General features: G+C 36.1%; 24 protein-coding genes, 2 pseudogenes and 1 riboswitch. Of the genes and pseudogenes, 22 read left to right on the top strand and 4 right to left on the bottom strand.

Features of this window, described 5'->3' with window-relative positions; translation table 11 throughout:
* The 12 genes from H964_RS12475 to tgt all read left to right on the top strand — a co-directional run.
* The coding region (locus H964_RS12475; RefSeq protein WP_162151431.1) for a hypothetical protein at nt 1-1617 on the top strand (1617 nt) is incomplete at its 5' end.
* 99 nt (nt 1618-1716) lie between these two features.
* Nucleotides 1717-2499: a YhfC family intramembrane metalloprotease gene (locus H964_RS03995; protein WP_039764845.1), complete on the top strand. Its 783-nt coding sequence runs from the start codon at nt 1717-1719 to the stop codon at nt 2497-2499.
* Between the two features lie 44 nt (nt 2500-2543).
* Nucleotides 2544-2765, top strand: a complete 222-nt coding sequence (locus H964_RS03990; protein WP_039764843.1) for a hypothetical protein — start codon at nt 2544-2546, stop codon at nt 2763-2765.
* 246 nt (nt 2766-3011) lie between these two features.
* Entirely contained in the window at nt 3012-3965 is a 954-nt protein-coding gene (locus tag H964_RS03985) for an Rpn family recombination-promoting nuclease/putative transposase (protein ID WP_039764841.1), read from the top strand.
* Nucleotides 3966-4066: 101 nt separating this feature from the next.
* Nucleotides 4067-4192: riboswitch (TPP riboswitch) on the top strand.
* 170 nt (nt 4193-4362) lie between these two features.
* Complete coding sequence (gene thiS / locus H964_RS03980) at nt 4363-4557, top strand: sulfur carrier protein ThiS (RefSeq protein WP_083931437.1); 195 nt, start codon at nt 4363-4365, stop codon at nt 4555-4557.
* Between the two features lie 75 nt (nt 4558-4632).
* Nucleotides 4633-5397, top strand: a complete 765-nt coding sequence (locus tag H964_RS03975) for a thiazole synthase (protein ID WP_039764839.1) — start codon at nt 4633-4635, stop codon at nt 5395-5397.
* Between the two features lie 30 nt (nt 5398-5427).
* Nucleotides 5428-6546, top strand: coding sequence for a 2-iminoacetate synthase ThiH (thiH, locus tag H964_RS03970; protein WP_039764838.1), 1119 nt, complete (start codon nt 5428-5430; stop codon nt 6544-6546).
* Nucleotides 6543-7148: a sulfur carrier protein ThiS adenylyltransferase ThiF gene (gene thiF, locus H964_RS03965; protein WP_039764836.1), complete on the top strand. Its 606-nt coding sequence runs from the start codon at nt 6543-6545 to the stop codon at nt 7146-7148. Before thiH ends, thiF begins: the two co-directional genes overlap by 4 nt.
* Entirely contained in the window at nt 7135-7800 is a 666-nt protein-coding gene (gene thiE, locus H964_RS03960) for a thiamine phosphate synthase (protein WP_039764834.1), read from the top strand. Before thiF ends, thiE begins: the two co-directional genes overlap by 14 nt.
* Nucleotides 7801-7807: 7 nt before the next feature.
* A complete protein-coding gene (gene thiC / locus H964_RS03955; RefSeq protein WP_039764831.1) occupies nt 7808-9073 on the top strand; it encodes a phosphomethylpyrimidine synthase ThiC in 1266 nt (421 codons plus the stop codon).
* A 55-nt stretch (nt 9074-9128) separates the two neighbouring features.
* Nucleotides 9129-9908: a bifunctional hydroxymethylpyrimidine kinase/phosphomethylpyrimidine kinase gene (gene thiD, locus H964_RS03950; RefSeq protein WP_039764829.1), complete on the top strand. Its 780-nt coding sequence runs from the start codon at nt 9129-9131 to the stop codon at nt 9906-9908.
* 51 nt (nt 9909-9959) lie between these two features.
* Nucleotides 9960-11033 carry a tRNA guanosine(34) transglycosylase Tgt gene (tgt, locus tag H964_RS03945; protein ID WP_039764827.1) on the top strand — a complete coding sequence of 358 codons (1074 nt, stop codon included), beginning with the start codon at nt 9960-9962 and terminating at the stop codon, nt 11031-11033.
* Nucleotides 11034-11103: 70 nt separating this feature from the next.
* Here tgt and H964_RS03940 read toward each other — a convergent pair whose 3' ends face one another.
* Together H964_RS03940 and H964_RS03935 are read right to left on the bottom strand one after the other, a co-directional pair.
* Entirely contained in the window at nt 11104-12336 is a 1233-nt protein-coding gene (locus H964_RS03940) for a glycoside hydrolase family 5 protein (protein WP_051109299.1), read from the bottom strand.
* 331 nt (nt 12337-12667) lie between these two features.
* Nucleotides 12668-13689: pseudogene (locus H964_RS03935) on the bottom strand (helix-turn-helix domain-containing protein).
* A 172-nt stretch (nt 13690-13861) separates the two neighbouring features.
* Here H964_RS03935 and H964_RS03930 point away from each other — a divergent pair.
* The 4 genes and pseudogenes from H964_RS03930 to H964_RS03915 all read left to right on the top strand — a co-directional run.
* Nucleotides 13862-14464: pseudogene (locus H964_RS03930) on the top strand (ABC transporter permease); the annotation flags it as partial.
* Nucleotides 14461-15342 carry an ABC transporter permease gene (locus H964_RS03925; protein ID WP_039764826.1) on the top strand — a complete coding sequence of 294 codons (882 nt, stop codon included), beginning with the start codon at nt 14461-14463 and terminating at the stop codon, nt 15340-15342. The pseudogene H964_RS03930 and the gene H964_RS03925, both read left to right, overlap by 4 nt.
* Nucleotides 15343-15344: 2 nt before the next feature.
* A complete protein-coding gene (locus tag H964_RS03920; protein ID WP_039764824.1) occupies nt 15345-16325 on the top strand; it encodes an ABC transporter ATP-binding protein in 981 nt (326 codons plus the stop codon).
* Nucleotides 16322-17305, top strand: a complete 984-nt coding sequence (locus H964_RS03915) for an ABC transporter ATP-binding protein (protein ID WP_039764822.1) — start codon at nt 16322-16324, stop codon at nt 17303-17305. The genes H964_RS03920 and H964_RS03915 overlap by 4 nt, the downstream gene beginning before the upstream one ends.
* A 315-nt stretch (nt 17306-17620) precedes the next feature.
* Here H964_RS03915 and H964_RS03910 read toward each other — a convergent pair whose 3' ends face one another.
* The gene (locus H964_RS03910) at nt 17621-19183 is read right to left on the bottom strand and encodes an ArnT family glycosyltransferase (protein WP_039764819.1); all 1563 of its coding nucleotides are present in this window, start codon (nt 19181-19183) and stop codon (nt 17621-17623) included.
* A 188-nt stretch (nt 19184-19371) separates the two neighbouring features.
* Between H964_RS03910 and H964_RS03905 the strand changes: the two genes are divergently transcribed.
* The 3 genes from H964_RS03905 to H964_RS03895 are packed head-to-tail and all read left to right on the top strand — an operon-like array spanning nt 19372 to nt 22188.
* Nucleotides 19372-20319, top strand: a complete 948-nt coding sequence (locus H964_RS03905) for a glycosyltransferase family 2 protein (RefSeq protein ID WP_039764817.1) — start codon at nt 19372-19374, stop codon at nt 20317-20319.
* Entirely contained in the window at nt 20312-20743 is a 432-nt protein-coding gene (locus tag H964_RS03900) for a GtrA family protein (RefSeq protein ID WP_039764815.1), read from the top strand. The genes H964_RS03905 and H964_RS03900 overlap by 8 nt, the downstream gene beginning before the upstream one ends.
* 17 nt (nt 20744-20760) lie before the next feature.
* Nucleotides 20761-22188 (top strand): glycosyltransferase family 39 protein, encoded by a 1428-nt coding sequence (locus tag H964_RS03895; protein WP_039764812.1) that lies wholly within the window; start codon nt 20761-20763, stop codon nt 22186-22188.
* Here the strand turns inward: H964_RS03895 and H964_RS03890 are convergent.
* The gene (locus H964_RS03890; RefSeq protein ID WP_039764810.1) at nt 22185-23180 is read right to left on the bottom strand and encodes a radical SAM protein; all 996 of its coding nucleotides are present in this window, start codon (nt 23178-23180) and stop codon (nt 22185-22187) included. The two genes, H964_RS03895 and H964_RS03890, sit on opposite strands and share 4 nt — an antisense overlap.
* 125 nt (nt 23181-23305) lie before the next feature.
* Between H964_RS03890 and yajC the strand changes: the two genes are divergently transcribed.
* The 3 genes from yajC (at nt 23306) to H964_RS03875 (ending at nt 26548) form a co-directional block, all read left to right on the top strand.
* The gene (yajC, locus tag H964_RS03885; RefSeq protein ID WP_039764808.1) at nt 23306-23677 is read left to right on the top strand and encodes a preprotein translocase subunit YajC; all 372 of its coding nucleotides are present in this window, start codon (nt 23306-23308) and stop codon (nt 23675-23677) included.
* A gap of 113 nt (nt 23678-23790) precedes the next feature.
* Complete coding sequence (gene rsmA, locus H964_RS03880; RefSeq protein WP_039764806.1) at nt 23791-24618, top strand: 16S rRNA (adenine(1518)-N(6)/adenine(1519)-N(6))-dimethyltransferase RsmA; 828 nt, start codon at nt 23791-23793, stop codon at nt 24616-24618.
* Between the two features lie 163 nt (nt 24619-24781).
* Nucleotides 24782-26548, top strand: a complete 1767-nt coding sequence (locus H964_RS03875) for a phosphoenolpyruvate carboxykinase (GTP) (protein ID WP_039764804.1) — start codon at nt 24782-24784, stop codon at nt 26546-26548.
* Nucleotides 26549-26574: the final 26 nt, after the last annotated feature.

Below are 26574 nucleotides of genomic sequence, written 5' to 3'. Positions count from 1 at the left end.
GTAGTTTCAGTACTCTTTCCTGACCTATTGGAGAGTCTTGGGCTGGACGACGAAGGTGACATTGTACATGTTCCAAAGTATATAGAAATTACTGCTGATTGTAAGAATTTTGAGCTTTCTCCAATCTATATGGTTGCGACAAATAAGCTGCTTGATATAAAAGATGTAAAAGAGATTGATTCGTTTGATAGCTTACAAAAGGCAATTAATACACTTTACACATCCAGTGAAAAAATCCTTGAAGGTGCTGTGAAACTATCTGAGGGCGAAAAAGAGTTTACTTTAAATTTTGAAAAGTTCACAAATGGTTTGAAACTTTTGTCAGACGGGTCAGGTGAGCTTTACAAAGGGGTAAAGAGTCTTGAAGCTGGGGCTGAAAAGCTATACGATTCTTCAAAGCAGCTAAGAAAAGGTGCAAGTGAACTGGTCAAAAACTCACAAAAACTTTATAAAGGTGTTGCAGAATTTGGAAATGGAGTTTATGAGTATACCTATGGAAGTTCACAGTTTTCTGACGGTGCAATTAAAATAATAGATGGATACCAGACCTTGTTTGTAAAGAACAAAGAACTTTTTGATGCAGTAAAGAAGGTATCTTCTGGGCTTGATTTGGCTACTTCTTCACAGAAAGATTTGGAGGCTGGATCAAAGAGGCTGCAGGATGCAATTCAAAATGTTCTTGAAGGGACCAAAAAAGAGCTTGAGGTTTTAAACATTGTTTATAATGGATTTGACACAGTTATTTCTGGCTTGCAAAAATTAGAGAGCATCCCTGTTGTTAAGGACATAGTTACAAACCTCATAGCAGGAATTGACAAGCAAAGGCAGGCAATAAAGGGGTTGATTGATTCAAAACAGGCAATGATAAATGGTCTTTCACAGATTCTTGACAATGTGAAAAAGATGTCTCAAGGGCAAGAAAAGTTAAGCACAGCTTTGCTGCAATTAAAAGATGCACAGGCTAAAATTGCAAGCTCGTCTGATTTGATTGTGCAAAATCAAAAACTCTTAGATCAGTCAGCAGCAAAGCTAAAAGACAGCAAAAAAGCTTTGGATGAAGGAGCAAAAAAACTTTTAGCCTCAAAAGAACAGCTGGTAAGCGGTACAAAAGCATTTTGTGAAGGCACAGCAAAACTTGACAGTGCAACAGCGCAGTTTGTCTCTGGCACAGAAAAGTTAAAAGATGGTGCAAAACAGCTTTCCGGCGGAATGGAAAAGTTTGATGAGAATGTAAAAATGGTTTATTCAGCTTCAGAGAAGCTTTTGGAAGGCTCGAAAAAACTTGAAGATGGGACAGTAGCTCTTAGCAATAATTACCGAAAATTTCACAATGAAGGTATAAAAGAGCTCTATTCAAAAACAGATGAGGCATTGGGGAAACTTGATGATATAAAAGATACTTTGAATGAGCTTAAAGAATTTTCGCAGAGTTATAAGACATTTTCTGGTATTTCGGATGAACTTGATGGTGAGGTAAAATTTGTTTTAAAGACAGATGAGATAAAGGCAAAAGAAGAAAAACAGGTTTCAAAAGAGGTAAAAACAGCAATAAAGTTTCATGAAAAGAAAAGTTTTTGGAAATGGCTTTTGGGGCTTTTGCACATTCAGGTAGACTGAGGCAAAAGCCCTCTTTTTTTTATTTTGTTTGATAATTAAAGCTTCTATGGTATATAATTCTGTATAACACATATATAACTTAGAAAGAGGTGCTTTGTTTTGGTATCTAATCTCAAAATCATATTTATGTGCATTACACTTCTTCTTTCAGTAGGCCTGCCAATTGTATTGGCTGTGATTGTTTTAAAGAAGTACTCAGGAGTTTTGAAATCGATTTTAATAGGAGCATTAATATTTTTCATTTCTCAGGTTGTTCTGAGAATTCCGATACTTCAGATTTTATCAAAACAAAGTTACTTTGTAGAATTTTCCAAGCATTACATTGTATACTCTCTCTTTTTGGGTCTGACAGCTGGGATTTTTGAAGAGGTTGGAAGATACATTGGTTTTAGGGGGTTTTTAAAAGATAGGCTAAACTATCAAAACGGTCTTGCTTATGGGGTTGGGCATGGTGGGATTGAATCAATCTTTCTTGTTGGGATAGCCTATATAAATAACATTGTGTATTCTTTTTTAATTAACTCTGGCAGTTTAGATATTCTTTTGAAGGGCAAGGTTTCTCCTGAGGTGATTAGGTCTATAAAAAGTGCACTTATTGAAACACCTGCTTCGACATTTCTTCTTGCCGGCTTTGAAAGAGTATTCACAATGGCAATTCAGATTGCTCTTTCGCTTTTGGTTCTGGTGGCTGTTAAAAGAAAGAGGCTGTATTATCTTGCTCTTGCGATATTGCTTCACACAATCATTGATGCCCCTGCTGCATATATGGCATTAGTAAAAGTTAATATATTTGCTATTGAGTTTGTAGTTTTGCTTTGGGCTGTGTTGAGCCTAATTTATATAATAAAGTGGAAAGACATTCATAGAATACAAGAAAGCTAAAAGGGCTGAAAGAAAGGTGTGTATAAAAAAAAGGGGTGGAGCTGATGGGTGAGTTTGTGTCAAATGTGGCAAGGCTTTTGGATGAGACAAAAACAAAAGAATTTTTGGCAGGCGTCCAACAAGGTATTCAACAAGGTATCCAGCAAGAGAGAATAGAGACAGCAAAAAGAATGATTCAGTTAGGAATTTCATACGATGTCATATCCAAGGCGACCAACCTAAGTATTGAAGAGATTGAAAAAATAGCGCAGGAGAAGATTAACTAAGGTCCAGAACAACTTAAAAAAACTTTATTGTTTGTTGTAAAATTAAATGTAACGATAAAAGAAAGTATTGAAGCCTTAATCAATTGATAATTTTCAGTTTCTTTTAAAAAATGTTGTATTTAATATTACAATTTAGATAGATTTGGAATTTGAAAAAGCTTATTGTTATCGATGATTTAAAAGAGGTATAATAAAAATAGCATTGACTTTTTGCAATGATTGTAATTTTACAAAAAGGAGAAAAGTATGAGCACTTATAGAAAGTATGATGAAGGATACAAGAAATTGTTTTCTAATAAAGAGAATCTAATTTGGTTTTTACAGGATGTTTTAAATGAAGAAAGATTTAGGAGAATAGAAAAGAATGATATAGAGATTATTGCAACTGAGTCGATAAATAAAAAGTGGCAAAAGAAAAGCTCAGACATAGTATATAAGATAAAATATAAAGATTCTTTCTTTTGTTTGACCATTGAATTTCAAAGTAGAGAGGACAAGAGAATTTTACACAGATTATATGAATATATGCATCTCATTCAGATCAAGAACAAAGTAAATGGTGAAATACCAGTAGTTGTGCCAATTGTGCTGTATAATGGTATAAGTCATTGGAAACCTAATGAACAGTATAGCGAAATTATCCTATTTGCAGAAGATTTTTCTGAGTACGCACAAAATTTCAAGGTGATATTCTTAGATATCAAAAGTATACCCGAGGAGAAGTTAATTAGTGCATCAAACGTATTAGCAATAGCAATGTACATTGACCAAGTATCTAATAATCCTGAAAGGGTGCTTAATAGAATATTGAATTTAAGAGGAAAAATACATCTTAACTGGGAACAGAGAGAAGAATTAGCTGATTGGTTGTATGAGGTTATTTTAAGGTCTTATGGTGTTAGTGAGGAAGAAGCAGAAGAAATGTTTAAAAAATCAGGATTGGAGGTGGATGAGATGTTTTCAAGCACAGCAGAAAAGATAAAGCAAGGAATTGAAAGAGAAAAGAAAAAAATTGCTAAAGAGGCAATGAAGCAAGGCATGAAGCAAGGCATGAAGCAAGGTATGAAGCAAGGTATGAAACAAGGTATGAAACGCGCAATGAAATTAATCGCAAAACAGATGCTAAAAGATAATCAACCTATAGAGCTTATTTCAAAGTATACGGGTCTTACACCTGAAGAAATAAAAAAATTGAAGTAAGAACAAACTATGGTTCTTATAACTTAAAGTTTTTTGTTGAGTTTGATTTTCTTGCAAAGCTTTTTCCAAAGTGCTATACTAAAAAGTGAAAAATTAAATATCTGGTTTTAAGGGGGAGCTGAGCGGGGCAAAGCTCGGCTGAGAGTAGGCACTAAAAAATCCCTGTGCCTTGACCCTTTGAACCTGATCCGGGTAATGCCGGCGAAGGGAAGAAAGGTGCAAAAAATAAAAGCCTTTAATGCTATAAAGTCCGGCATTAAAGGCTTTTTTTGCTTATATAAAAGCTTATTCAGACGCGACCAAAAAAAGAAGCTGCCGGCAACAGGCAGCTTTTTGTTTTAAGAGCACTTTAAGACAATTTTGAGCTTGCAAAAAGCGTGTAGGGTAGGTGAGAACTTTGCTTATAAGAGTAAATGACAAAGAAATGGAGTTTTGTGGGAACATCTTAGATCTTGTGCTGAGTTTGAATCTCAATCCTAAGACCTGTGCAGTTTTGGTAAATGGCGAGATTGTAAAGAAAGATGATTGGGAAAGCTTTGTTTTAAAAGATGGTGACTATGTTGAGATTGTAAGCTTTGTTGGCGGCGGCTAAAAAAATTAAAAAATCATATCAAAAACAACTATGCTACAAATCAATCACAAAAATTATAAAGAAAGGTGATGTTGTATGTTTGAAATAGGCGGCAAGAGGTTAAAATCAAGGCTTTTTGTTGGAACAGGCAAACTTCCTGACTATAGCCTAATTGAAAAGATGTACTATGAAGCTGGCATTGAGGTTTTTGCTGTGGCTGTTCGGCGAATAGGTCCTAACACTAAGCATACAAAAAATGTTTTAGAGTACATTCCGAAAGGTGCCACAATTATGGTAAACACATCAGGTGCACAAGACCACAAGGAAGCAGTAAAGATTGCTATGATTGGAAGAGAACTTACAGATTCTGACTGGGTAAAGGTTGAGATTGAAAAGGACACTAAATATCTTTTCCCAGATAATTTTGAGACGCTAAAAGCTTGTGAAATCCTTGTAAAAGAAGGTTTTAAGGTATTTCCTTACATCTACCCTGATCTTAACCTTGCAAAAGAGCTTGAACAAATTGGAGTTGAAGCAGTCATGCCGCTTGGCTCGCCAATTGGGACAAACAAAGGGATTGGTTGTGAGGTGCTTTTAAAGCCTATCATAAACGAGATAAAAATCCCTGTAATAATTGATGCAGGGATTGGAAGACCATCTCACGCAGCACAGGCAATGGAAATGGGAGCAGAAGCTGTTTTAATTAACACTGCAATTGCAACGTCAGCTGATCCTCTTAAGATGGCAATAGCGTTTGCAAAGTCAGTTGAGGCAGGAAGGCTTGCTTTTGAGGTTGGAATTTTGAAAGAGTATGAGTATGCTCAGGCATCATCACCTTTGGAGGATTTTATAAGCGGCTGAAAATTTTTTAAAAAAGAAGGTGCTGTCAAAATGGTCAGCTTTTTAAAAGAGGCAGAAGAACTTTTTGAAGAGTACAAAGACTATGCTCCTTCTCACAGGGAAATTTGCGAGATTATAGAGAATAAGGAGTTTTTGACAAAAGAGGATTTGGCAAAGCTTTTGAACGTCAGCAGTAAAGAGGATATAATGCTTATGGCGAAGAAAGCTCAAAAGCTTACACGCGAGAACTTTGGCAAAGTTATTCTTCTGTATGCTCCGCTTTACATTGCAAATTACTGCCAAAACGGTTGTGTTTACTGTGGATTTTCATGCAAGAAAAAGTATAAAAGAGAAAAGCTGAGCTTTGAAGAGATTGAAAATGAACTCAGAAAAATGAAAGAAGAGGGGATTGACTCTGTTATAATTCTCACAGGTGAGGACAGAATTAACTCTTCGGTTGAATACATTGAAAAAGCATGCAGAATCGCAACCGAGTTTATGTCAGAGGTCTCAATTGAAGTGTATCCTCTTTATGAAGAAGAGTACAAAAGGCTATCAAGCATTGGCGTTGTTGGAATTACTATGTACCAAGAGACATATCAAAGAGAAGACTATGATAAGCTTCATCCATTTGGACCAAAAAAAGACTTTGAATTCAGGCTAAATGCCCCTGAAAGAGCATTAAAAGCTGGATTTCATGAGGTGTGTATAGGCCCACTTTTGGGACTTTCTGAGCCCAAAAAAGATGTTTTGTGTGCAATACTTCATGCAGAGTACTTGCTTGACAAGTTCCCAAAAGCTGAAATTTCAATTTCATTCCCAAGGTTCAGAAGCGCTGGCACAGACTTTATACCATCATACACTGTATCAGACAAGGAATTTATCAAATTTTTGATCATTGCAAGGCTGTATCTTCCAAGAGTTGGAATTGTGGTGTCAACCAGAGAAAGGCCTTCTCTTCGTGATGCTTTGATTGATGTTTGCATAACCAAGATGTCAGCAGGCTCTAAAACAACAGTTGGCGGGTATGCAGAAGAAAAAGATGAAGATGCTGAGGCTCAGTTTGAGGTAGAAGATAGAAGAAGTGTATCTGAGGTTGTAGATGTTATAATTAAAAAAGGACTGCGGCCCGAGTTTACAAACTGGGTAAAGGGTGTGAAAAGTGCATGAGCTTATTTGACCTTATGCTGAAAAACTACTTTGATGAAAAGATGCTTGAAAAACTCTCAAAAGTGAAGATTCTTATCATTGGCTGTGGTGGGCTTGGTTCTAACATTGCAGTTATGCTTGTAAGAAGTGGTGTTAAAAACCTTACAATCGTTGATTTTGACAAGGTAGATGTTTCAAATCTCAACAGGCAAAACTATTTCTTCTACCAGACAGGGCAGGAAAAAGTGTCAGCGCTCAAAGACATTCTTGAGAAGATAAATCCGTATATAACTGTGAAGGCTCTGAATATGAAAATTGATGAGTCAAATATAGATGATTTGATTTTACAGCATGACATAATTGTTGAGGCGGTTGACAATGAGCAGACAAAAATGCTCATCTTCAAAAAAGCATATGATCATGGCAAGAAAGTTGTTTTAGCCTCAGGCGTTGCAGGGTTTGGCGATTGTGAGAATATCAAAATAAAGCGTGGTAAGAACTTTTCAGTTGTGGGCGATTTTGTGACATCAATCAAAGAAAAAAAGCCTCTTGCACCAAAGGTAATGGCAGTTGCCGCAATGCAGGCTGATGAGGTTTTGAGGATGGTGAGTGAGCTTGAGTAAAGAAGAGAAGCTGCAGCTTTTTAAAAGCTACAACATCTATGGCTTGACAGCTGAGAAATTTTCAAATGGAAGGTCGAATATAGAAGTTGTAAAGGCAATGCTTGAGAGTGGAATAAAAATAATCCAGTACAGGGAAAAGTACAAAAGTCTAAAAGAAAAATATGAAGAGTGTCTGCAAATCAGAAAACTTACCAGGCAGTATGGTGCGCTTTTGATAGTAAACGACCATGTGGACCTGTGCCAGATGGTGGGGGCGGACGGTGTTCACTTGGGGCAGGAAGACTATCCAGCAAAAGAGGTAAGAAAAATCTTAGGAGAAGACTTTATAATCGGTGTTACAACCCATACAAAAGAGCAAGTTGAAAAAGCAGTTGAAGATGGGGCTGACTATATTGGTTTGGGTCCTGTGTTTCAGAGCTTTACAAAAGACAAGCCACATCCGCCGATTGGCCTTGAGATGGTCAGCTGGGCAGCAAAAAACTGCAAGATACCTTTTGTTGCAATAGGTGGAATAAAAGAGCACAATCTAAAAGATGTGCTTGAGGCGGGTGCAAAGTGCGTCAGCCTTGTGACAGAAATTGTAGGTAGTGATGACATTTCACAAAAAATAAAAAGGCTTTGGAATACTATAAAAGAGTTTGAAAGGAGCTGATTTTGTGATGAAAACCCAGATGACATATGCAAAAGAAGGAATATTTACACGCGAGATGGAACTTGCAATCCAAAATGAAGAGATAGATAAAGAAGAATTCTTGCAAAAGGTTGCAGAGGGCAAGATTGTCATTCCTGCAAACAAGAACAGGAAAAGAGACAAATATTTTGCAATTGGAGATGGAACATATGTAAAAATCAATGTAAATATTGGCGTGTCAGAAGCATGTCCGAATTTTGATATAGAGGTTCAAAAGCTTGAGATTGCCAAAAAATTTGATGTTGAATCTGTGATGGATTTGTCAAGCGGGCTTGACGCTTCAAACTTCAGAAAATACATTCTTCAAAACTATGACTTTATAGTAGGGACAGTTCCAGTTTACCAGGTTGCATCAAGGCATGATGACATTACAAAGGTTGACAGCAAAGAGTTTATAGAAGAGATTGAAAGGCAGGCAGAAGAAGGAGTTGACTTTTTCACAATACATGCAGGGATTACAAGAAGGACTTTAGAGAGATTTGAAAAAAATGATCGTCTGCTAAAGATTGTCTCAAGAGGCGGTGCACTTTTATATAAATGGATGATGGCAAACCGAAAAGAAAATCCGCTCTATGAACACTTTGACGAGATTCTAAAAATCTGCAAAAAACACGATGTCACAATCAGCCTTGGAGACAGTCTCAGGCCCGGCGCGGTCTATGATGCAACAGACGCGCTTCAGATAGAAGAGCTTATAAACCTTGGAGAGCTCACCAAAATGGCCTGGAAAGAAGATGTGCAGGTGATGATAGAAGGGCCAGGGCACATGAGAGCAAACGAGATTGCAGCAAACATGGTAATTCAAAAAAGGCTTTGCCACGGTGCACCGTTTTATGTCTTAGGGCCTCTTACAACAGACATTGCAGCAGGGTACGACCATATCTCAGGTGCGATGGGTGCGCTCATTGCAGCTTTAAATGGAGCAGATTTTCTGTGCTATGTGACACCTGCTGAACACCTGCGACTTCCATCGGCAGATGATGTCAAAGAAGGAATTGTTGCGTTCAAGATTGCAGCGCACAGTGCTAATATTGCAAAAGGCTTTAAAAAGCCACTTGAAAAAGACATTGAGATGTCAATTGCAAGGCGTGACCTTGACTGGGAGAAGATGATAAGCCTTTCGATTGACCCGCAAAAGGCAAGAGAGTATAGAAGCACATACCCTTCCGATACATGCTCTATGTGTGGAAGGCTGTGTGCTGTAAAAAATTCAAGGGACGAGGCAGTACTGTAAAACATTAAAAAAGATAGTTTGATGGATTCAATACATTTTACAGGGGATGAAAAATGTGAGAAAAGTTCTTGTAATTGCTGGATTTGATCCTTCTTGTGGAGCTGGCATTGTGCTTGACACAAAGGTTGTAAGATCACTTGGCGAGTTTGCAGCCTCTGTAATAACCTGCTTGACAGTTCAAACTACAGAAAGGGTCTATGATGTACTTCCCATAGACCCTGATTTTTTTGAGTATCAGCTTCAAAAGATAATTGAGGATATAGAGCCAGATAGCGTCAAGATTGGACTTTTGGGAAGTGAAGAAATAGCAAGGGCTGTGCTGAGGAATATAAGAAGGTATAATCTCAAAAACATTGTGTGTGACCCAGTTTTGAAATCAACAAGCGGTTTTGAGTTTGGGAAAGATAAGTTTGTCGAGTTTTTGAAAAGCGAATTTTTAAAAGTTTGTAGCGTTATCACACCAAACAAAACCGAGGCAGAAGTCATTTTTGATATGAAAATTGAAAATTTGGGAGAAGATATTTTAAATTCTATTCAACAAAAAATGAATAAGATAGGTATAAAGTCATGCGTTTTAAAAGGTGGGCATGTTGATGGCCATCTTGCAGAGGATGTTTTGATAACACAAACTGAAATTTATAGAGTTTCTGCTGGAAAGATAGGCTCAACAGACAACATTCACGGCACTGGCTGTGCCTTTTCATCTGCGTTTGCTACTTTCCTTGCAAAGGGATATAATATGTATGATACATTAAAACAAACAAAGGATTTTGTTTCAAACTTGATACACAATTCAATAAAGATAGGAAAGGGAAGACTTGTTTTAAATCCTTAAGAATACACAGGAAAATTAGCTGAAGATATTAATGGGAAGGGGCATGGCAAGGTGGCAATAAAGTTTGAGCTGATAAAGAAGAGCAAAAAATCCAATGCAAGACGAGGAAGGCTCTACACCCCCCATGGAGTTATTGAAACACCGGTTTTTATGCCAGTCGGGACTCAAGCAACAGTCAAGGCAATTATGCACAGGGACCTGTATGAGATGGGAACTCAGATAATTCTGGCAAACACGTACCATTTGTATCTTCGACCTGGAATAGATGTCATAAAAGAAGCAGGTGGGCTTCACAAGTTCATGAACTGGCAAAAACCAATTTTAACCGACAGTGGCGGGTTTCAGGTGTTTTCGCTCAGCAAGCTAAGAACAATTACAGATGACGGTGTTGAGTTCAGGTCGCACATAGATGGTTCTCGGCACTTTTTCACACCTGAAAAGGTGATTGAGATTCAGAATATCCTTGGTTCAGATATAATAATGGCATTTGATGAGTGTGTACCATACCCTTGTGACCATGAGTATGCAAAGTGGGCTTTAGAGAGAACAGCAAGATGGCTCAAAAGATGCAAAGCTCATCACAAAAACACAGAAAATCAGGCTCTGTTTGGGATAGTACAAGGCTCAACTTACAAGGACTTGAGAATAGAAAGTGCAAAGCGCACAGTTGAAGAAGACCTTCCAGGCTATGCGATAGGCGGGCTTTCTGTGGGCGAGCCAAAAGAGCTCATGTATGAGATGATAGAGGTACTTCACCCACTTTTGCCAGAGGACAGGCCACGATACCTCATGGGTGTTGGAACACCAGACTGCTTGTATGAATCTGTCATTCGCGGTGTTGACATGTTCGACTGTGTATTTGCAACGCGAACTGCTCGAAATGGAACAGTTTTCACAAAAGAGGGCAGGATGATTATAAAAAATGCTCAGTATGCAAAGGACTTCAGACCCATTGAAGAGGACTGTGACTGTTACACATGCCAGAACTTTACCCGCGCTTACTTGAGGCACTTGATTAAAGCTGAGGAAATCCTTGGTGCAATTTTGCTTTCTATCCACAATGTAAGATTTTTGCTAAGGTTTATGGAAAAGCTGAGAAAGGATATTGAAGAGGATAGGATATAAAAGCAAGAAAATAATTAAAAAAAAGGGAGGTATAGAAAAGTTTGTTGCTACACACCTCCCTTTTTTATGTTTATCGCGCATATTTCATCATTGCAGAAACAATTTCTGGATATACCCATTTAAGAGTTTTTCTATCTAACAGTCCAAAGTTTTCTCCATTTCCATAAAAAGCGTTATTGTCCCACCAACAACATGTTATACCCCTTGCCCTTGCTGCTCTGACATAGTATGCTGCAAATTCAACTCTTGATTGCAAGTTGCCATTTTTATCTCTTGCTCCAAATTCACCTATCACAACAGGTATACCTTTACTTACAAATTTGTCGTACAGTTTGTCCATGAAATAGTCAATATCTCTGCGACTTTCTTCCGAATTTACACTCCATTCAGAAACACTTCCTGACTCGTTGGGTGCCTGTAAGGCAAAATTGTATGGTCTGTAAGCATGAACAGAGATTATGATTCTGTTTTTGTATTTTGAGCTATCTTTTGGAATTTTGAATTCATCAATAAGGACATACTCTGGAGCGGCCGCATATCCTGGTACCATAAGATAACGGGAAACATTATTTCCACCGGTTGATCTGACAGTATCTACAAAGACTTGATTGAGCTTGTTTATTGCTTCCACAGCATCTCTGCATTCTGGATTGTTCATATCAAGCCACCATTCAAATCTTGAACCAGTAAGTCGGGGTTCATTTACTGCTTCAAAAATTAAGTGATCATTGTAATTCTTAAATCTTGTGGCAACTTGAGTCCAAATGCTTTTTACATATTTTATAGAAGTTTGCAAATGTTGAGAGTTAGGATAATAATATCCCGGCATGATATCATGGTGAATATTTATTATTACATACATCTTGTTTTTCATTGCGTAGTCAACAACTTGCTGAACTCTATCGAGCCATCTTTTGCTTATGGTAAAATTACTTCCTGTCACATGGTTATGCCACGAAACTGGAATTCTTATTGTGTTAAATCCTGCTTTTTTTACAGTATCAATCATTTGTTTGGTGGTTTTTACACCACACCATGCTGTTTCATACAAAAGTTCATCGTCAAAACTTGGATTTTCAAATGCCGCATCAAATGTGTTTCCTAAATTCCATCCTATCTTCATGTCTTTGACAAATTTTAATGCAGCGTTGTTTGGGATTTTTCTTGATGCAATCTTTATTTCTGGAATTTTGGCTCTGTTACTGGATGCTTCTGAATCAGAGGAATTACCTAAAGAGAAACTAACAAACGTCAGACCAGTCAAAACTGCACACACTGTGGCAAGTATCCTCCTCTTGTTCACTTCTTAAGCCTCTCCTTTCATAAGGATTTTTCTTACAATAATTAGTATAGCATAAAATTTAGAGAAAAAATTAAGTGCTTTGCAAAAGCATATTAAGGAAAATTTACATTGCTGTATTTAATTGTACAACTATTTAGAAAATAGGATACTATGTAATAATGTTCTATAACATAGAAAAATTAGTTAAGATAATAATAAATGGTTGACACAGTCTGCTACTTCTTTGCTTTTTACTACGTTGCTTAATATTAGCATATAATTCCATAAAATACTTAATTTTTGCCACCAAGAATTATTGTTATTAAGCTGTATTATTTTTTGTTCACATTTGCTAAATAAAATAAATTTTTAGTAAAGGGCACTTGGTGAAGACATATTTACCACCTAATTTATTACAGAAAAGAGAATAGAAAGTACCTACATTCTTAAGGATGTCCTCAAGAAGTAACGTAGGAAACTGAAAAACGTGGGAAGAGACCAGAGATTTCGAATCTATAAACTTTGTTTTTACATCTCTCAGCATGAATCTATTGCCAAATATTCGTCATCTGCTCTATGTGAATTTTCAATTACTCCCATAAGATGTTTTGCTCTTGGTGGAATAGGATTTAGTTCTACTCCTAAAATAGAAAACATCTCATTCCACTCCTTTAGCTTTCTTTCGCTTCCTCCGCAAAATTCTTCTCCATTATCCAATCGGATTTTTATTGGGGTTCTCAACATTATGTGTTCTTAGCCATAAAGCAACCAAGGATATAAACATAAAGCCAAAAGTAGATTATAGTTCATAAAAGTCCGCTGTAAATCTTGTTCTTGTTGCAACATCTATCATGTTCCACTCATAACATGGTAAATTATATTTTTTAATGTGTTCATATACTTCTTTTGGAAGACTGTCTTTATTCTGCAAGATGCTTTGTATCAAGCTGGAATTCGGAAAAAGGAATAAGAGTCTCATAGTCATACAAACTTCTTTCTCCTTTTTTTGTCTTTCTTGTTTTTCTCGGTACAGCATTTCTTTTAAGAATTGACTTTATCGTGTTTTCGCTTATTTTAACCCCGTATTTCTAGACAAATAAAGTAAAAGGACGTCTGTATTCTCCAATCCTGTTCTTTTAGCCTCTTGGGAAATAGGCTTTTCAAGCTCAGAAGAAAGTTTTTTAGGACAAGTTTTAGGTTTTCTTGATTTATCCTCAAGGGGACCGTAAATTGCTCTTCTTATAGTAGCTCTTGATACACCTAATATTTTAGCAGTTTTTGATACGTTTTTGTTATTTACTTCAAATACTTTTCGAATTAATTCTCTTGTTTTTTCGGGCAGATTGTTATTTCGTGATATGATATAATATTCATAGTAGGCTGCCCTCCCATCCTGGTAGTTTTTGAATGTTTATTTTGAGTGGTAGATTACACTTTTTAATTATATTCATATCAGGATGGAGGCAGCCTCAATTCTTTTTATAACCTTCTTCTTAGTATTTTCGCACATTCTTTCGCTGGGTAAATATCTCTACACTTATTCGAGAAAAAAAGAGGAACAATAATTGACTTAATAATTTCAACAATTTCCAGCGTAATTCAAGCTGTTCCTCCATTTGTATTGGCTGTGCTGATTTTATTTATTTTTGCTGTGAGACTAAGAGTGCTTCCCATTGGCGGTGCTTATCCGGTTGATGTTGAGCCTTCGTTTTCAGTTCAGTTCATTTTAAAAGTCTTGCATCATGCAATTGGGCCTATGTTTGCGACAGCCATTCCTCAGATGGCAGCTTGGACGCTTGCAATGAGGGGAAATACATCACAAGTAATGGAGGAAGATTATATTAGGTTTGCTCAGGCACGTGGTTTGAAAGATTCTGTAATTGCAAATAAGTATATAAAAAACAATGCGATGCTACCACTGGTTGCCAGCCTTGCAATTTCAGTAGGTTACATGTTAGGAGGACATACACTGGTTGAGTCTATTTTCAATTATCCTGGTATTGGATTTTATTTTGGAAAAGCAATTGCTGTGAGAGATTTTGGGCTTTTAACAGGTTTATTTTCACTGATTGTAATTGGTGTGATTGTTGCTACCTTTATAGCCGAGATTATATATGCATTAATTGATCCAAGGGTGAAGCTAAAATGAAAAATAGGAGATTTTCAAACTTTTTTTATGACTATATTCAGCCTATACTTACAAATAAAAAATCTCTAATTGGCTTGATAATACTTTCTTTTTTTATTTTAATGGCAACCATAGGACCATTAGTAGTTCCATTAAATATGAATTCCAACTTTGCAGAAAGGTACCAAAAACCTTCACTCAAACACCCATTTGGTACAGACTATTTCGGTGTTGATATATTTCAGCAAATTGTTCATGGATCAAGGTCTGTAATCTCGCTTACATTGCTTGCGAGCTTATTTGCAGTGATTATAGGTACAATTTTCGGTGTTGCTCGAGGATACATTGAGGGAATTGCAGGGAAGATTTTAGATGCGGTCATAACTGTATTTTTAGTCATTCCTTCATTTCCTGCACTTTTGATTTTAGCGGCGATATTTACAAATGCTAAATTGAACGCTGTTGAAATTGCTCTGCTGGTTGCTATCTGGTTGTGGGCACCGCTGGCAAAACAGATATCAGCTCAGGTACTTACCATCAAATCAAAAGAGTTTATAGAAGCATCAAGAATGCTAAACATGGGGCTTGGCTACATACTATTCAGTGACATTGCAAAGCTGTTAATACCTTATATCTTCATAAATTTTGTAACGCAGATAAAAAGTGCAATGGAATTTTCAATAGGATTGATGTTTTTAGGGCTTGCAAAATTTGATCCTACCCATTGGGGGATAATGCTAAATTATGCTCTGTACCAAGCAGGGGCATTATATACACCTAAGGGGTTTCACTATCCATTTTTTATAATCCTCAATATTGTGCTGCTGATTTATGGAGGAATATTACTGGCTCAAGGAATTGAGGAAGTGTTTAATCCTAAACTTCGGGGGCATGAATAAAGATGAATTGTTTGTTGAAGGTTTCTAATCTCAAAGCAATTTATTTAGTAAGAGAAGGTACTATCAAAGCAACAGATGACGTGTCGTTTGAGATTTTTGAGAATACCGCTGCAGCAATTGTAGGGGAGAGTGCGTCGGGCAAAAGTACAATAATTGAAGCAATGACAAGAACTTTACCACCCAATGGAAGAATTCTTGCAGGTACTGTTGAGTACCAAGGAAAGGACCTCTTAAAAATTACCGAAGAAGAGCTGAGAACAATCAGATGGAAAGAGATAGCGCTTGTTCCTCAAGCTGCTCAGCAATCGTTAAATCCTACTATGAAAATTATTGACCATTTTAGAGATACAATCCAAGCCCATGGGATAAACTGGAGTAAGGACGAATTGATAAGTAGAGCATCAGAGAAGATAAGAATGGTAAGACTTGATCCTGAAACTGTACTTAATGCTTATCCTATGCAGCTTTCAGGTGGTATGAAACAGCGGGTGTTGATAGCGCTGGCATTGCTTCTTGAGCCTAAAATTCTAATACTTGATGAACCAACTTCTGCTTTAGATGTTTTAACCCAGGCACATATCATTCAGCTGCTAAAGGAGCTTAAAAGGAAACTTAATATTACACTTATTTTTGTGACTCACGACATTGCAGTTGCAGCCGAACTTGCTGACAATATTTTTGTAATTTATGGCGGATGTTTGGTGGAGTGCAGTCCAACAGTTGAAATTTTCAAAAATCCTAAACATCCTTATACCAAAGGACTAATAAATTCCATTATGGCAATTAATGCTGATATGTCGAAAATAAAAGCAATCCCTGGCGACCCACCAAGTTTACTTAATCCTCCTTCTGGATGCAGATTCCATCCGCGATGTGAACAAGTAATGGACATTTGCAAGAAAGTTAGACCACCACTTGTTCAGCTTTCAAGTGGAACGAAGGTAGCATGCCATTTGTATGAAGAAGGAGGATATGGAGAATGAGCGAAATTGCCATAAAAGCACAGAATGTAAGTAAAATTTATTCTCAAGGATTATTCAAGAAAAGATATAAATTGGTCCTTGATAATATAAATTTAGAAGTCAAAAAAGGTGACAGATTAGTTATTATTGGCGAAAGTGGTATGGGAAAGACTACACTTGCAAGAATATTGGCAAACCTTGATGCACCATCATCTGGTGATGTATACTGGTTTGGGACAAGTTTAAAAGATGTAAATGGAAATGATTACAAACATTTGAGAAAAAAAGTTCAATATGTTCATCAAGACCCCTATGCATCTTTGCATCCATCAAAGACCATTTTTAAGATAATAGCTGACCCGTTGAAAAAGTGCCAAGGTCTTACAGGCAGAAAGTTAGAAGAAAAGGTCTATGAGCTTTTAGAAATGGTTGGCCTGATGCCACCTGACTATTTTTTTAATAAATATCCACACCATTTATCTGGTGGTGGACGCCAGCGACTTGCAATTGCACGTGCGCTGACTGCACAGCCTGAGATACTAATTGCTGATGAACCTATAAGTATGATTGACATGTCGCTAAGAGCTGCAATAATAAAGTTATTAAAAGACCTAAATGACAAACATAATATCACTGTCATACTCATTTTACATGATATTGGAGCAGCAAGGTATTTTACTTATGAAAAAGGTGAGATAGCAGTTATATATGGTGGCAGAATTGTTGAAAAAGGGACAAGTGAAGAGGTAATAACAAGACCCATTCATCCTTATACAAAAGTACTTATTAGTTCGAGCCCTATTGCGGATCCAGAACTGGCAAGAAACAGAGAGATCGAACAGCTAAGGTCGTACGACCCACCGCTAAGGGGGCCTGAGACAAAAAACTGTCCATTTTCACATGCATGTAACTATTTTGTTGATAAATGTTTGAGCATCACACCTGAACTTGAGAAGGTAAATGCGGACCATTATATTGCTTGCCATGTTTTTAAAGATTAGATTGAGAAATTGATGGAGATGAGAAGATGCAAAAGTTTTATTTTTTTCTTTCAATGATTATAATTGTATTATCACTAATTTGGCTACTTTATTTTAGAAAAAACGGATTAGAATTTACATTAGTGATATGTGCAATGATGATTGCAATTGTCAATATTCTTACTTTAATTTGGATAACTAATAAAAGGAAAAAACCTTAGGTGAGCTGTCAACACAAAGACGGCCTTTTTATTGTTATAGATTATATAGATTTTTACTAAGGTCTATAAAAAAGCTAAGATTAGGATATTGAAAAGAATAGGATATAAGCTATGGTTAATTATTTACATTTAGCTTACTTGATATTGTAATTTTTTCTGAAATTGTAACTATTCCATTGGCTGAAATAAAACAAAACCATAACAAAGCATGGTTTTTATATCTTAATGCTACTTCGAAAGGGATGTGTAACAAAATAGTTCCTAAGATAATAAAGCATCCTATTAGAATTACTGGTTTTAAACCTCCTCTCTTTATTGTTAGCATTATTAATTCCAACAAGGAGGTAAATAAAACAATGTAGTAATAAGTATCAAAGATAAGTTTTGCAGCCTTATTATTTTGTGAAAACTTTAGCTTTGCTCTTGAATTTTTTGGTTGAGCTCCTGCAGCGTAATCATAAGATTCATGGTCAGCATGCCACATTGTAATTACTTTATCAAGGATAAATCTTTTCATTTTTTTGTCTTTTATAATATCTTGTAATCTTTTAATGCCAAGCTCAAAAAAGGTTTTCTGAACTTGTTGGGGACCTTTTTCTTGTATTAATTTACTAAATAATTCAGAATCTTTTTTATTCCATTGACCGTGCGAGGATACATTCAGACCCACATACATGTTCCACCCAATTCTTGGGGTTGCAATTTGTTGTTTAATTTTTGATTCAATAGCAAGATTAATTGAGAATGAAGTCAAGAAATATGCAATAAAAACCGTTAGCACAAAAAAACTTTTTACTATTAACCCCTTTTTTAAATGAATTTTAAAAAAGAAAAAAACATTCTCTCTGTCACTTTTATATTCAAAAAACAAAAGATAAAATACAATAAATGCTATAAATACAATAATGCCATTAGGTCTAATGCTATTCAATATGGCAAATAAAACGCCGATTAAAACGAAATTTAAATATTTATTCTTTATTGGCAGGGTATTGTTCATTGCTTTTAAAAATATCAACGCAGATAATAGTGCTATGGCATTAAATAAGTTTTCTGTACATATTAAGATTGAATAAAAAATTCTGGATGGCATTAAGGTCCAAATTAAAGCAGCAATGAATCCATATTGCTTTTTACTAACTTCTTGCCCAATTAGATAGACAAAAACAACTGATAGTGATGAAAGAACTATGCCTGTTAATTGTGCTGAGAGTATTGATGGGCCAAACAAGCGAAAAACAAAAGACAAAAAGGTAGAGAACGCAATTGTATGCGGGAATACTGCTATATAATTTGGGATAAATATTTTTCCATTAAGTAAATTTTTAGCTATCAAGTAATAAGTTAAAAAATCAGAGTTAGGCATAATTTCAGAAAAAAATATTAATGGTAGTGAAAGTAATGTTGCAGTGATAAACAATGTAACCAATATGTATTTGTCATTGAGCTGAGAAATATTTATTTTGCTATTTACTAATACAAGAATTATGCTTCCAATAAGTACTGACATTAAAAGGAGCAATCTTGATAAAGGTTTTGGGATTCGAGTAGGTAGTATGTAGTCTATGTTTCCATTAAGAAAATTTTTTTCAAAAACATACAATACAAAAAGAATGTTAATGACGTATACGAAATAAATTAAGGTGTTTTTTAAAACTTTTGAAGTTATATTAACCATTTTGATTTTTTCCCGCCTTTCAATTATTTAATACTTGTTTTAAGTATTTATGTTTAGCATATTTTGACAAAAAATTTTTCTTTCTTTTATTTTTTATCAAAAGAGGCTGCCGCTTTATACTTAAAATTTGAAGTTCTCAAGAAACTATTATATAATATCTTCAAAAGTTATTAAAGGAGCTGCAAAAAATGCCACTGAGAGTATACTTTGTAATCCCCTGTTTTAACGAAGAAGAAATGCTGCCTTTCACAATTCAAAAGATGGGTGAAAAACTGCAAGGCCTCATTGAAAAAGGGCTAATTTCTGATAAAAGCAAAGTTGTCTTTGTTGACGATGGAAGCCGTGATAGAACATGGGATCTAATCAAAGCTGCTGCAGAGGATAAGAGATTTTTGGGGGTCAAACTTTCGCGAAACTGTGGGCATCAAAACGCCCTTATGGCAGGAATGAGCTATGCTGTAAAGTTTGCTGATTGTATAATTACATTGGATGCAGATTTGCAGGACGATATCAATGTCATTGATGAGTTTATTCAAAAGTACAAGGAAGGCTATGAGATTGTGTATGGAGTGAGAAGCAGCAGAAAAACAGATACGTTTTTCAAAAGGTTTACTGCAGAAGGCTTTTATAAACTAATGAAGGCATTTGGAGTTGAGATTGTTTTTAATCATGCTGATTACAGGCTCATGAGTAAAAGAGCAGTCCAGTATCTTTTGCAGTTTGAAGAGAGAAACTTGTTCTTAAGAGGTATGATTCCATTAATTGGCTTAAAATCAACAGTTGTCTACTATGAAAGGTTAGAAAGAGTAGCAGGGAAAACAAAGTATCCACTCAGAAAAATGCTATCTTTTGCTTTTGAAGGGATTACATCTTTTTCGGTAAAGCCCATAAAGTATATCACAACAGCTGGTTTTTTGATGTTTTTGCTAAGTCTTGTAATTCTTATATATGCGATAGTACAGAAATTAAGAGGACAAGCTGTTACAGGCTGGACTTCGCTTACAATTTCAATTTGGTTTATAGGCGGGCTTCAGCTTGTTGCCTTAGGGCTCATTGGTGAGTATATTGGCAAAATTTATAAAGAGGTCAAAAGAAGACCTTTATACTTCATCGAGGAGATAGCGGGGGATGAATAATTTTAGCTATTTTGTAGAAAAGATAAATTTGTACAAAAAGCAAATAGTCCAGCTTGTGAAATTTTCGATAGTTGGGGTTATAAATACGGCAGTTGACTTTGCAGTATTTTTTCTTTTTTATTTTGTCTTTCATATCAGTTACTCACTCAGTCAGGTTTTTGGGTACACAAGCGGCATGATAAATAGCTTTATAATGAACAAAAAGTGGACATTTGAAGACAAAACCACCGGCAAAGTAATAATTACAAAGCTGTTAAAATTTGTGATTACAAACCTTGTTTCATTAGGATCTTCAATTGTTGTCTTAAAACTTTCAAAAACCTACCTATCAAATTCAATTTTAATCGCCAAAGTTCTTGCAACTCTTTGCGCTCAAATGATAAACTATTTATCGTATAAGTATTGGGTATTTAACAAATTTTGAAAGGGTAGGGTATGTGAATGCAAAATACAGTAGGAAGACTTGACACATTTTTTAGATACATTGTTGTAGTGCTTTTAGGATTAGCCATTGTTTTGTCATTTCAGTTTCGGATAGTTGCTCTTACACATAAGAAAATAAGTTTTGTTGTGATGGTTATTCTTCTTTTGTCAGCTTTTTTAATCTTTAATATTTGGCTTTTTATATTTCGAAAACTGGCAAACAAAAAACTCGCTATACTCTTGTTAATTCTTGTTATAGCAGCTCCAAGACTTATATGGATTTTTTTGATGCCAACAAAGCCGGTTTCGGACTATTTGTGTTTTTATTCCTATGCCCAAAAAGCTTCTCAAGGCTTTTTAAAAGGGTATGACATGACTTTTACACTCTTTAGGTTCAGATTTGGATATTCATTAATTTTGGCACTTGTTTTCAAGATTTTTGGAAGCAGCGTGATTGTAGGAAAACTTTTCAATGTGTTTCTTTCAGTAATTTTAGGACTTATCATATATTTTACTGTTGACTATCTTTTTGGCAAAGAAGCAGCCACATATTCAGCAGTTTTGTATGCCTTCTGGCCATCGCAGATAATGTATAATTCAGTTTTGGCGTCTGAACACCCGTTTATTGTGTTTTTTGTGCTGGGGCTGTATTTTTTGTTAAGGGCAATAAAAGAGAAAAAAGCCATTTTGGGCATATTTGCAGGAGTCCTTGTGGGAATTTCAAATCATATAAGACCTGTTGCTGTTGTGATCATAATTGCGATGGTTTTCTTGTTTGCACTAAAAGCTCTTTGTAAAGATTTTAAAATCTTAAAAAGTGCTATCTTAAGTATAATTTCATACGTTATTACATTCTATACAGTAGGATATCTAATTTTTAGTCTCACAGGCATTCCAGTGTGGAAAACCTCAATGGGGCTTAATCTCATGATTGGTACAGACTATACAACATATGGTATGAACAATCCTAAACATTCTTTGTTTGTTAAAAAATATGCTTATGATTTTCAAAAGATGCACGGTGAGGCTATGAAAATAGGGTTAGAGAGACTTAAAAAAGAAACAAAAAAATTTATTGCTATTCTTCCTCGCAAACATGCTATTATCTGGGGCGATGATAGCTTTGGGTATTTTTGGAGCACTTTTAAGGTTTACAAAACTACACATTTTGTAGATCTTGTAAAGAGTCATCCAACCATTTTCTATATGTTCTCTCAGCTATACTACTATGTAATTTTGATTTACATCATTTTAGGGATTCTCTCATCTATAAAAAATGCCAACAAAGAAATTTTTCTTTTTTTAAATCTTATATTCCTTGGCTATGTTGTATTACACATATTTTTAGAAGTTCAACCTCGTTATCACTACCCTGCAATTTTCACACTCTTTTTGTTAAGCGGTCAAGGAATAAAGTGGCTGAGAGAGAAATTGAAAAGATTTTAATACTGTTGATAAAATTCTCTTGGCCCAAGGTCAAATGCCTCTACGTTTTTTTTTAATACCAAAAACCTTCTTATATCAAAGCACAGGCTGCACTTGTGAAGGTAGCTCTTTTGAGGCTTATATCCAAAGTTTTCTTTAGCAAACCTGAAAAGCTCATGAATACCTTTTGTGTAGAGCATATTTACAAAAAAATACTTTTTGTCATCAAGATCTTTTCCCAAGTCATCAATAGAAATTTTAAATCCCACACATGGGTTTGGGATAAAATTTCCAAAAAGGTCCATATGAAAATGAGTCTTGCTGTTTAATTCATGGCAGGGAGATGAGTTTTCGAGTATTTCCTCAATACTCTTTTTTGGGAAGAACTCTTCAAAAGTTTTTATTGCCCTTCCATTTAACGTAAGGTAATAGCGCAAAGGTAGCGATTTTACATAGTTTTCTCCAAATGTAGCTATGTACTCTGAAAGTGAGTGTGTTTTTTCAATATCAAATCTCTTTATCTCAGGCAAAAACCCTTCTATCCATGGGAAGATTTCAACCCCAACTTCTTTCAAAAGATTTATTAGCTTTAGCACTTTTTTGAGTGGAATGTATTCGTTGTGAAATGGACTAATTGATACCAAAATAGTTTCTATTCCAAGGCTTTTTAGATCTTTTAGCTTTTGCTTTGCCTCTTTTTCATTTTCCACCCATGATGCGTTTGTCTCAATGTACTCTATGTACACTCCATTTTCATTTGCCTTCTCTACAACCTTTTTAAGACCTTCAAAATTCAGAAAAGGCTCACCACCGCCTATATGAACAGAGTAAACTCCAAACTTTTTTAAGGTCTTAAAGACCTTGTCTGCCATCTGCGGAGTTATATACTCTTTTTTCCATGAAGGTGAGCTGTTGTAAAGACAATGCCTGCACCTTGATGAGCAGAAGTAGTTTGTTATAACCCCACCAGAGATAAGTCTGTCAATTTTAAGACTGTTAGTTGAAGCTGGCATAACTTATACCTTCCCCTCCTTGTGCTTTTCAAAAATGCTTGTCTTTTTTTGAAAACTATTATAATATTATTATGTTAGTTTTAGATTAAAAAATCAAATTGATAGGTAGGAGGCAAAAGAACTTTATGAAACTGTTTAATCTTTTGTTTGAGGTAGCTTTTGCGACAAACAACGCTCAAAGCTCATCAAATCAGGCACCAGCAGGGGCTACATGGGTGGTAGTCTTTACCCAGCTTATTCTTCCGTTGATTTTGATGTTTGCTATCTTTTATATCTTTATAATCCTTCCGCAGCGAAGAAGAGAAAAACAGTTCAGAGACATGATAAATTCACTCATTGTTGGTGATGAGATAGTAACAAACGGTGGGATTGTTGGAAAGATTGTGAATATCAAGGATGACATCTTGACAATCGAGGTAGGGGCTGACAGGGTAAAGCTAAAGGTTTACAAATGGGCTGTAAAGGAAGTTTTGAAGAAGGCTGAGCCAAGAGATTAAAGAGCAAAAAAATACCATAAACTAAAAGAAGAATGGTTCTGAAGGGTGTTGGCTTCAGAGCCATTTATTTTTAGATAAAGGATTTATTTTTTCAAGAAGGAGTTGAGAGTACCATTACAATTTCTGAGCTTCTTTCACTTCTTGAAAAGTATAGTCTTAAGCCAAATAAAAAACTTGGTCAAAATTTCTTGATTGATGAAAACATTGTAAGAAAGATAGTGAATCTTGCAAAGATTGATCAAAAAGAGGTTTTGGAGATTGGAGCAGGACCTGGTACTTTGACCACATTCCTCTCTCAAAAGGCAAAAAAAGTATTTGCTGTTGAGATTGACAAAAAGATTTTGAATGTCTTAAAAGAGGTTTGCCAGAATCTCTCAAATGTAGAAATAATAAACCAGGATTTTCTTGAACTTGATGTTAAAAATTTAACAAGTGCGCAAAAACTCTGTGTTGTTGGCAATCTACCGTATTATGTAACTTCACAGATTCTATTCAAGTTATTTGAGGAAAGAAATTATATAGAGTCATTTACAATTATGGTTCAGAAGGAAGTTGCACAGAGACTTTTAGCAAAACCTGGTTCAAAGGACTATGGGATTTTGACAGTGGCAATGAACTTTTATTGTAAAGTAGAAGACTTCTTTCATGTTAGCAAGAATGTCTTTTTTCCAAGACCTGAGGTTGACTCAACTGTTTTGAAGGTAAGCTTCAAAGAAGATATTCCTGATGTTGATGAGAAAAAGTTTTTCAAGATAGTTCACGCTTGCTTTTCTACACGAAGAAAAACCATTTTGAACTCTCTTTCAAATTCTCTTGGGATTGAAAAAGCAGAACTAAAGAATATATTGGAAAAAGCTTCTTTGCAGGAAAATTTGAGGGCAGAGGATTTGAGTTTGGACCATTTTGTAAGACTTTACAAAGAACTTGAAAATATAATTTAAAATTCCAAGTCAAGTAAAAAGGGCTTTGCAACAATTGATATGTACAATTTCATTTTTACACATCGCCTTAATTTTTTATTTTGACATTTTCGCTTAAGTTAAGGTATAATATAATACAAACTGCAATTATACAGAATAAAACTTGCAAGGTGGTGGAGAAAAGGTGGTAGAGGTGAACTTGCATCCGTCTGTGTATCAATGGATTGACGAGATGGCAAAAATTACAAAGCCAGACAAGATTGTCTGGATAGATGGATCTGAAGAGGAAAAAGAGAGGCTCATTAAAGAAGCTCTTCAGACGGGGGAGCTGATGGAGCTCAACCAGGAAAAGCTTCCAGGGTGTTATCTTCACAGAACACATCCGAGCGATGTTGCAAGGGTTGAAGACAGGACATTTATCTGCACTCCAACAAAAGAAGAGGCAGGTCCAACAAACAACTGGATGGACCCGAACGAGGCTTATAAGATGCTCTACTCACTTTTTGACGGTTCAATGAAAGGTCGAACAATGTATGTTGTTCCATACTTGATGGGACCTGTTGGCTCGCCATACTCAAAAGTAGGCATTGAGCTGACAGATAGCATCTATGTTGTACTTAACTTAAGAATCATGGCAAGAATTGGTGATGTTGCGCTAAGACATCTTGGCTCTTCTCCTGACTTTGTAAAAGGACTTCACTCAAAAGCAACACTTGACCCAGAGAAGAGGTACATCTGTCACTTTCCACAGGACAACACTATCATGAGCGTAAACTCAGGATATGGTGGCAATGTCATTCTTTCCAAAAAATGTTTTGCGCTCAGAATTGCAAGCTACTTGGGGAAAAAAGAAGGCTGGATGGCAGAGCACATGCTAATTGTTGGAGTTGAAGACCCAAGCGGTAAAGTAACATACATCGCAGGTGCGTTCCCAAGCGCATGTGGAAAGACAAACCTTGCAATGTTAATTCCGCCAGAGCCTCTCAAAAAGCTTGGATATAAGGTTTGGACTGTTGGCGACGACATTGCATGGATGAGAATAGGCGAGGATGGAAGGCTTTGGGCTATTAACCCTGAAGCAGGGTTTTTTGGAGTTGCACCTGGCACAAGCTACAAGACAAATCCGAATGCGATGGAGACAATAAAGAGAAATACTATATATACAAATGTTCTTTTAAAAGAAGATGGAACAGTTTGGTGGGAAGGTATGGATGGTGAGCCGCCAGAGAGAGGTATTGACTGGCTTGGAAGACCATGGACAAAAGACAGTGGTGAAAAGGGTGCTCACCCCAATGCAAGGTTCACAGCACCAGCTGCACAGTGTCCGTCAATCTCAAAAGAGTGGGAGAACCCAAAAGGTGTGCCAATTTCAGCTATCATATTTGGTGGAAGAAGAGCAAAGGTTGCTCCGCTTGTATATGAAGCGTTTGATTGGCAGCATGGTGTATATGTGGGTGCAACAATGGCATCCGAGACAACAGCTGCAGCAATGGGTAAGGTGGGTGTAGTTCGTCGCGACCCAATGGCAATGCTTCCATTCTGTGGTTATAATATGGCAGACTATTTTGCACACTGGCTTGAGATGGGTAAAAAGATTCCAAAACCTCCTAAGATCTTCCATGTGAACTGGTTTAGACAAGACGAAAATGGCAAGTTCATTTGGCCAGGTTTTGGTGAGAACTTGAGAGTGCTCAAGTGGATAATCGAAAGATGTGAAGGTAAAGTAGGAGCAAAGGAAACACCAATTGGATATGTTCCATATGTAGATGATCTTTACTTAGAAGGTCTTGATATAGACAAAGAAACTGTAGAAAAGCTTCTTGAGATAGATAAAGACCTGTGGCTCAAGGAAGCAGAAGATGCAAGACAGTTTTTAAGCCAGTTCGGAGAAAGACTTCCCAAAGAGCTCATTGAAGAGAACGAAAAACTAAAACAAAGGCTTTTAAGGTAAACAATCACCAAATTCAAGACCTCCTT

Origin of the sequence: Caldicellulosiruptor sp. F32, assembly GCF_000404025.1 — a bacterium.
Lineage (GTDB): Bacteria > Bacillota > Thermoanaerobacteria > Caldicellulosiruptorales > Caldicellulosiruptoraceae > Caldicellulosiruptor > Caldicellulosiruptor saccharolyticus.
Note: the sequence above shows the minus strand (reverse complement) of the source record. Positions and strands in the feature narration are given on the sequence as shown.

Excerpts from the sequence above, each read along its gene's own strand:
- H964_RS03905 (WP_039764817.1), top strand. The coding sequence starts at position 19,372 with ATGCCACTGAGAGTATACTTTGTAATCCCCTGTTTTAACGAAGAAGAA.
- yajC (WP_039764808.1), top strand. The coding sequence starts at position 23,306 with ATGAAACTGTTTAATCTTTTGTTTGAGGTAGCTTTTGCGACAAACAAC.
- thiC (WP_039764831.1), top strand. The coding sequence starts at position 7,808 with ATGAAAACCCAGATGACATATGCAAAAGAAGGAATATTTACACGCGAG.
- H964_RS03990 (WP_039764843.1), top strand. The coding sequence starts at position 2,544 with ATGGGTGAGTTTGTGTCAAATGTGGCAAGGCTTTTGGATGAGACAAAA.
- thiF (WP_039764836.1), top strand. The coding sequence starts at position 6,543 with ATGAGCTTATTTGACCTTATGCTGAAAAACTACTTTGATGAAAAGATG.
- thiH (WP_039764838.1), top strand. The coding sequence starts at position 5,428 with ATGGTCAGCTTTTTAAAAGAGGCAGAAGAACTTTTTGAAGAGTACAAA.
- H964_RS03900 (WP_039764815.1), top strand. The coding sequence starts at position 20,312 with ATGAATAATTTTAGCTATTTTGTAGAAAAGATAAATTTGTACAAAAAG.
- H964_RS03920 (WP_039764824.1), top strand. The coding sequence starts at position 15,345 with ATGAATTGTTTGTTGAAGGTTTCTAATCTCAAAGCAATTTATTTAGTA.
- H964_RS03975 (WP_039764839.1), top strand. The coding sequence starts at position 4,633 with ATGTTTGAAATAGGCGGCAAGAGGTTAAAATCAAGGCTTTTTGTTGGA.
- H964_RS03925 (WP_039764826.1), top strand. The coding sequence starts at position 14,461 with ATGAAAAATAGGAGATTTTCAAACTTTTTTTATGACTATATTCAGCCT.
- H964_RS03890 (WP_039764810.1), bottom strand. The coding sequence starts at position 23,180 with ATGCCAGCTTCAACTAACAGTCTTAAAATTGACAGACTTATCTCTGGT.
- H964_RS03895 (WP_039764812.1), top strand. The coding sequence starts at position 20,761 with ATGCAAAATACAGTAGGAAGACTTGACACATTTTTTAGATACATTGTT.
- H964_RS03985 (WP_039764841.1), top strand. The coding sequence starts at position 3,012 with ATGAGCACTTATAGAAAGTATGATGAAGGATACAAGAAATTGTTTTCT.
- H964_RS03915 (WP_039764822.1), top strand. The coding sequence starts at position 16,322 with ATGAGCGAAATTGCCATAAAAGCACAGAATGTAAGTAAAATTTATTCT.
- H964_RS03910 (WP_039764819.1), bottom strand. The coding sequence starts at position 19,183 with ATGGTTAATATAACTTCAAAAGTTTTAAAAAACACCTTAATTTATTTC.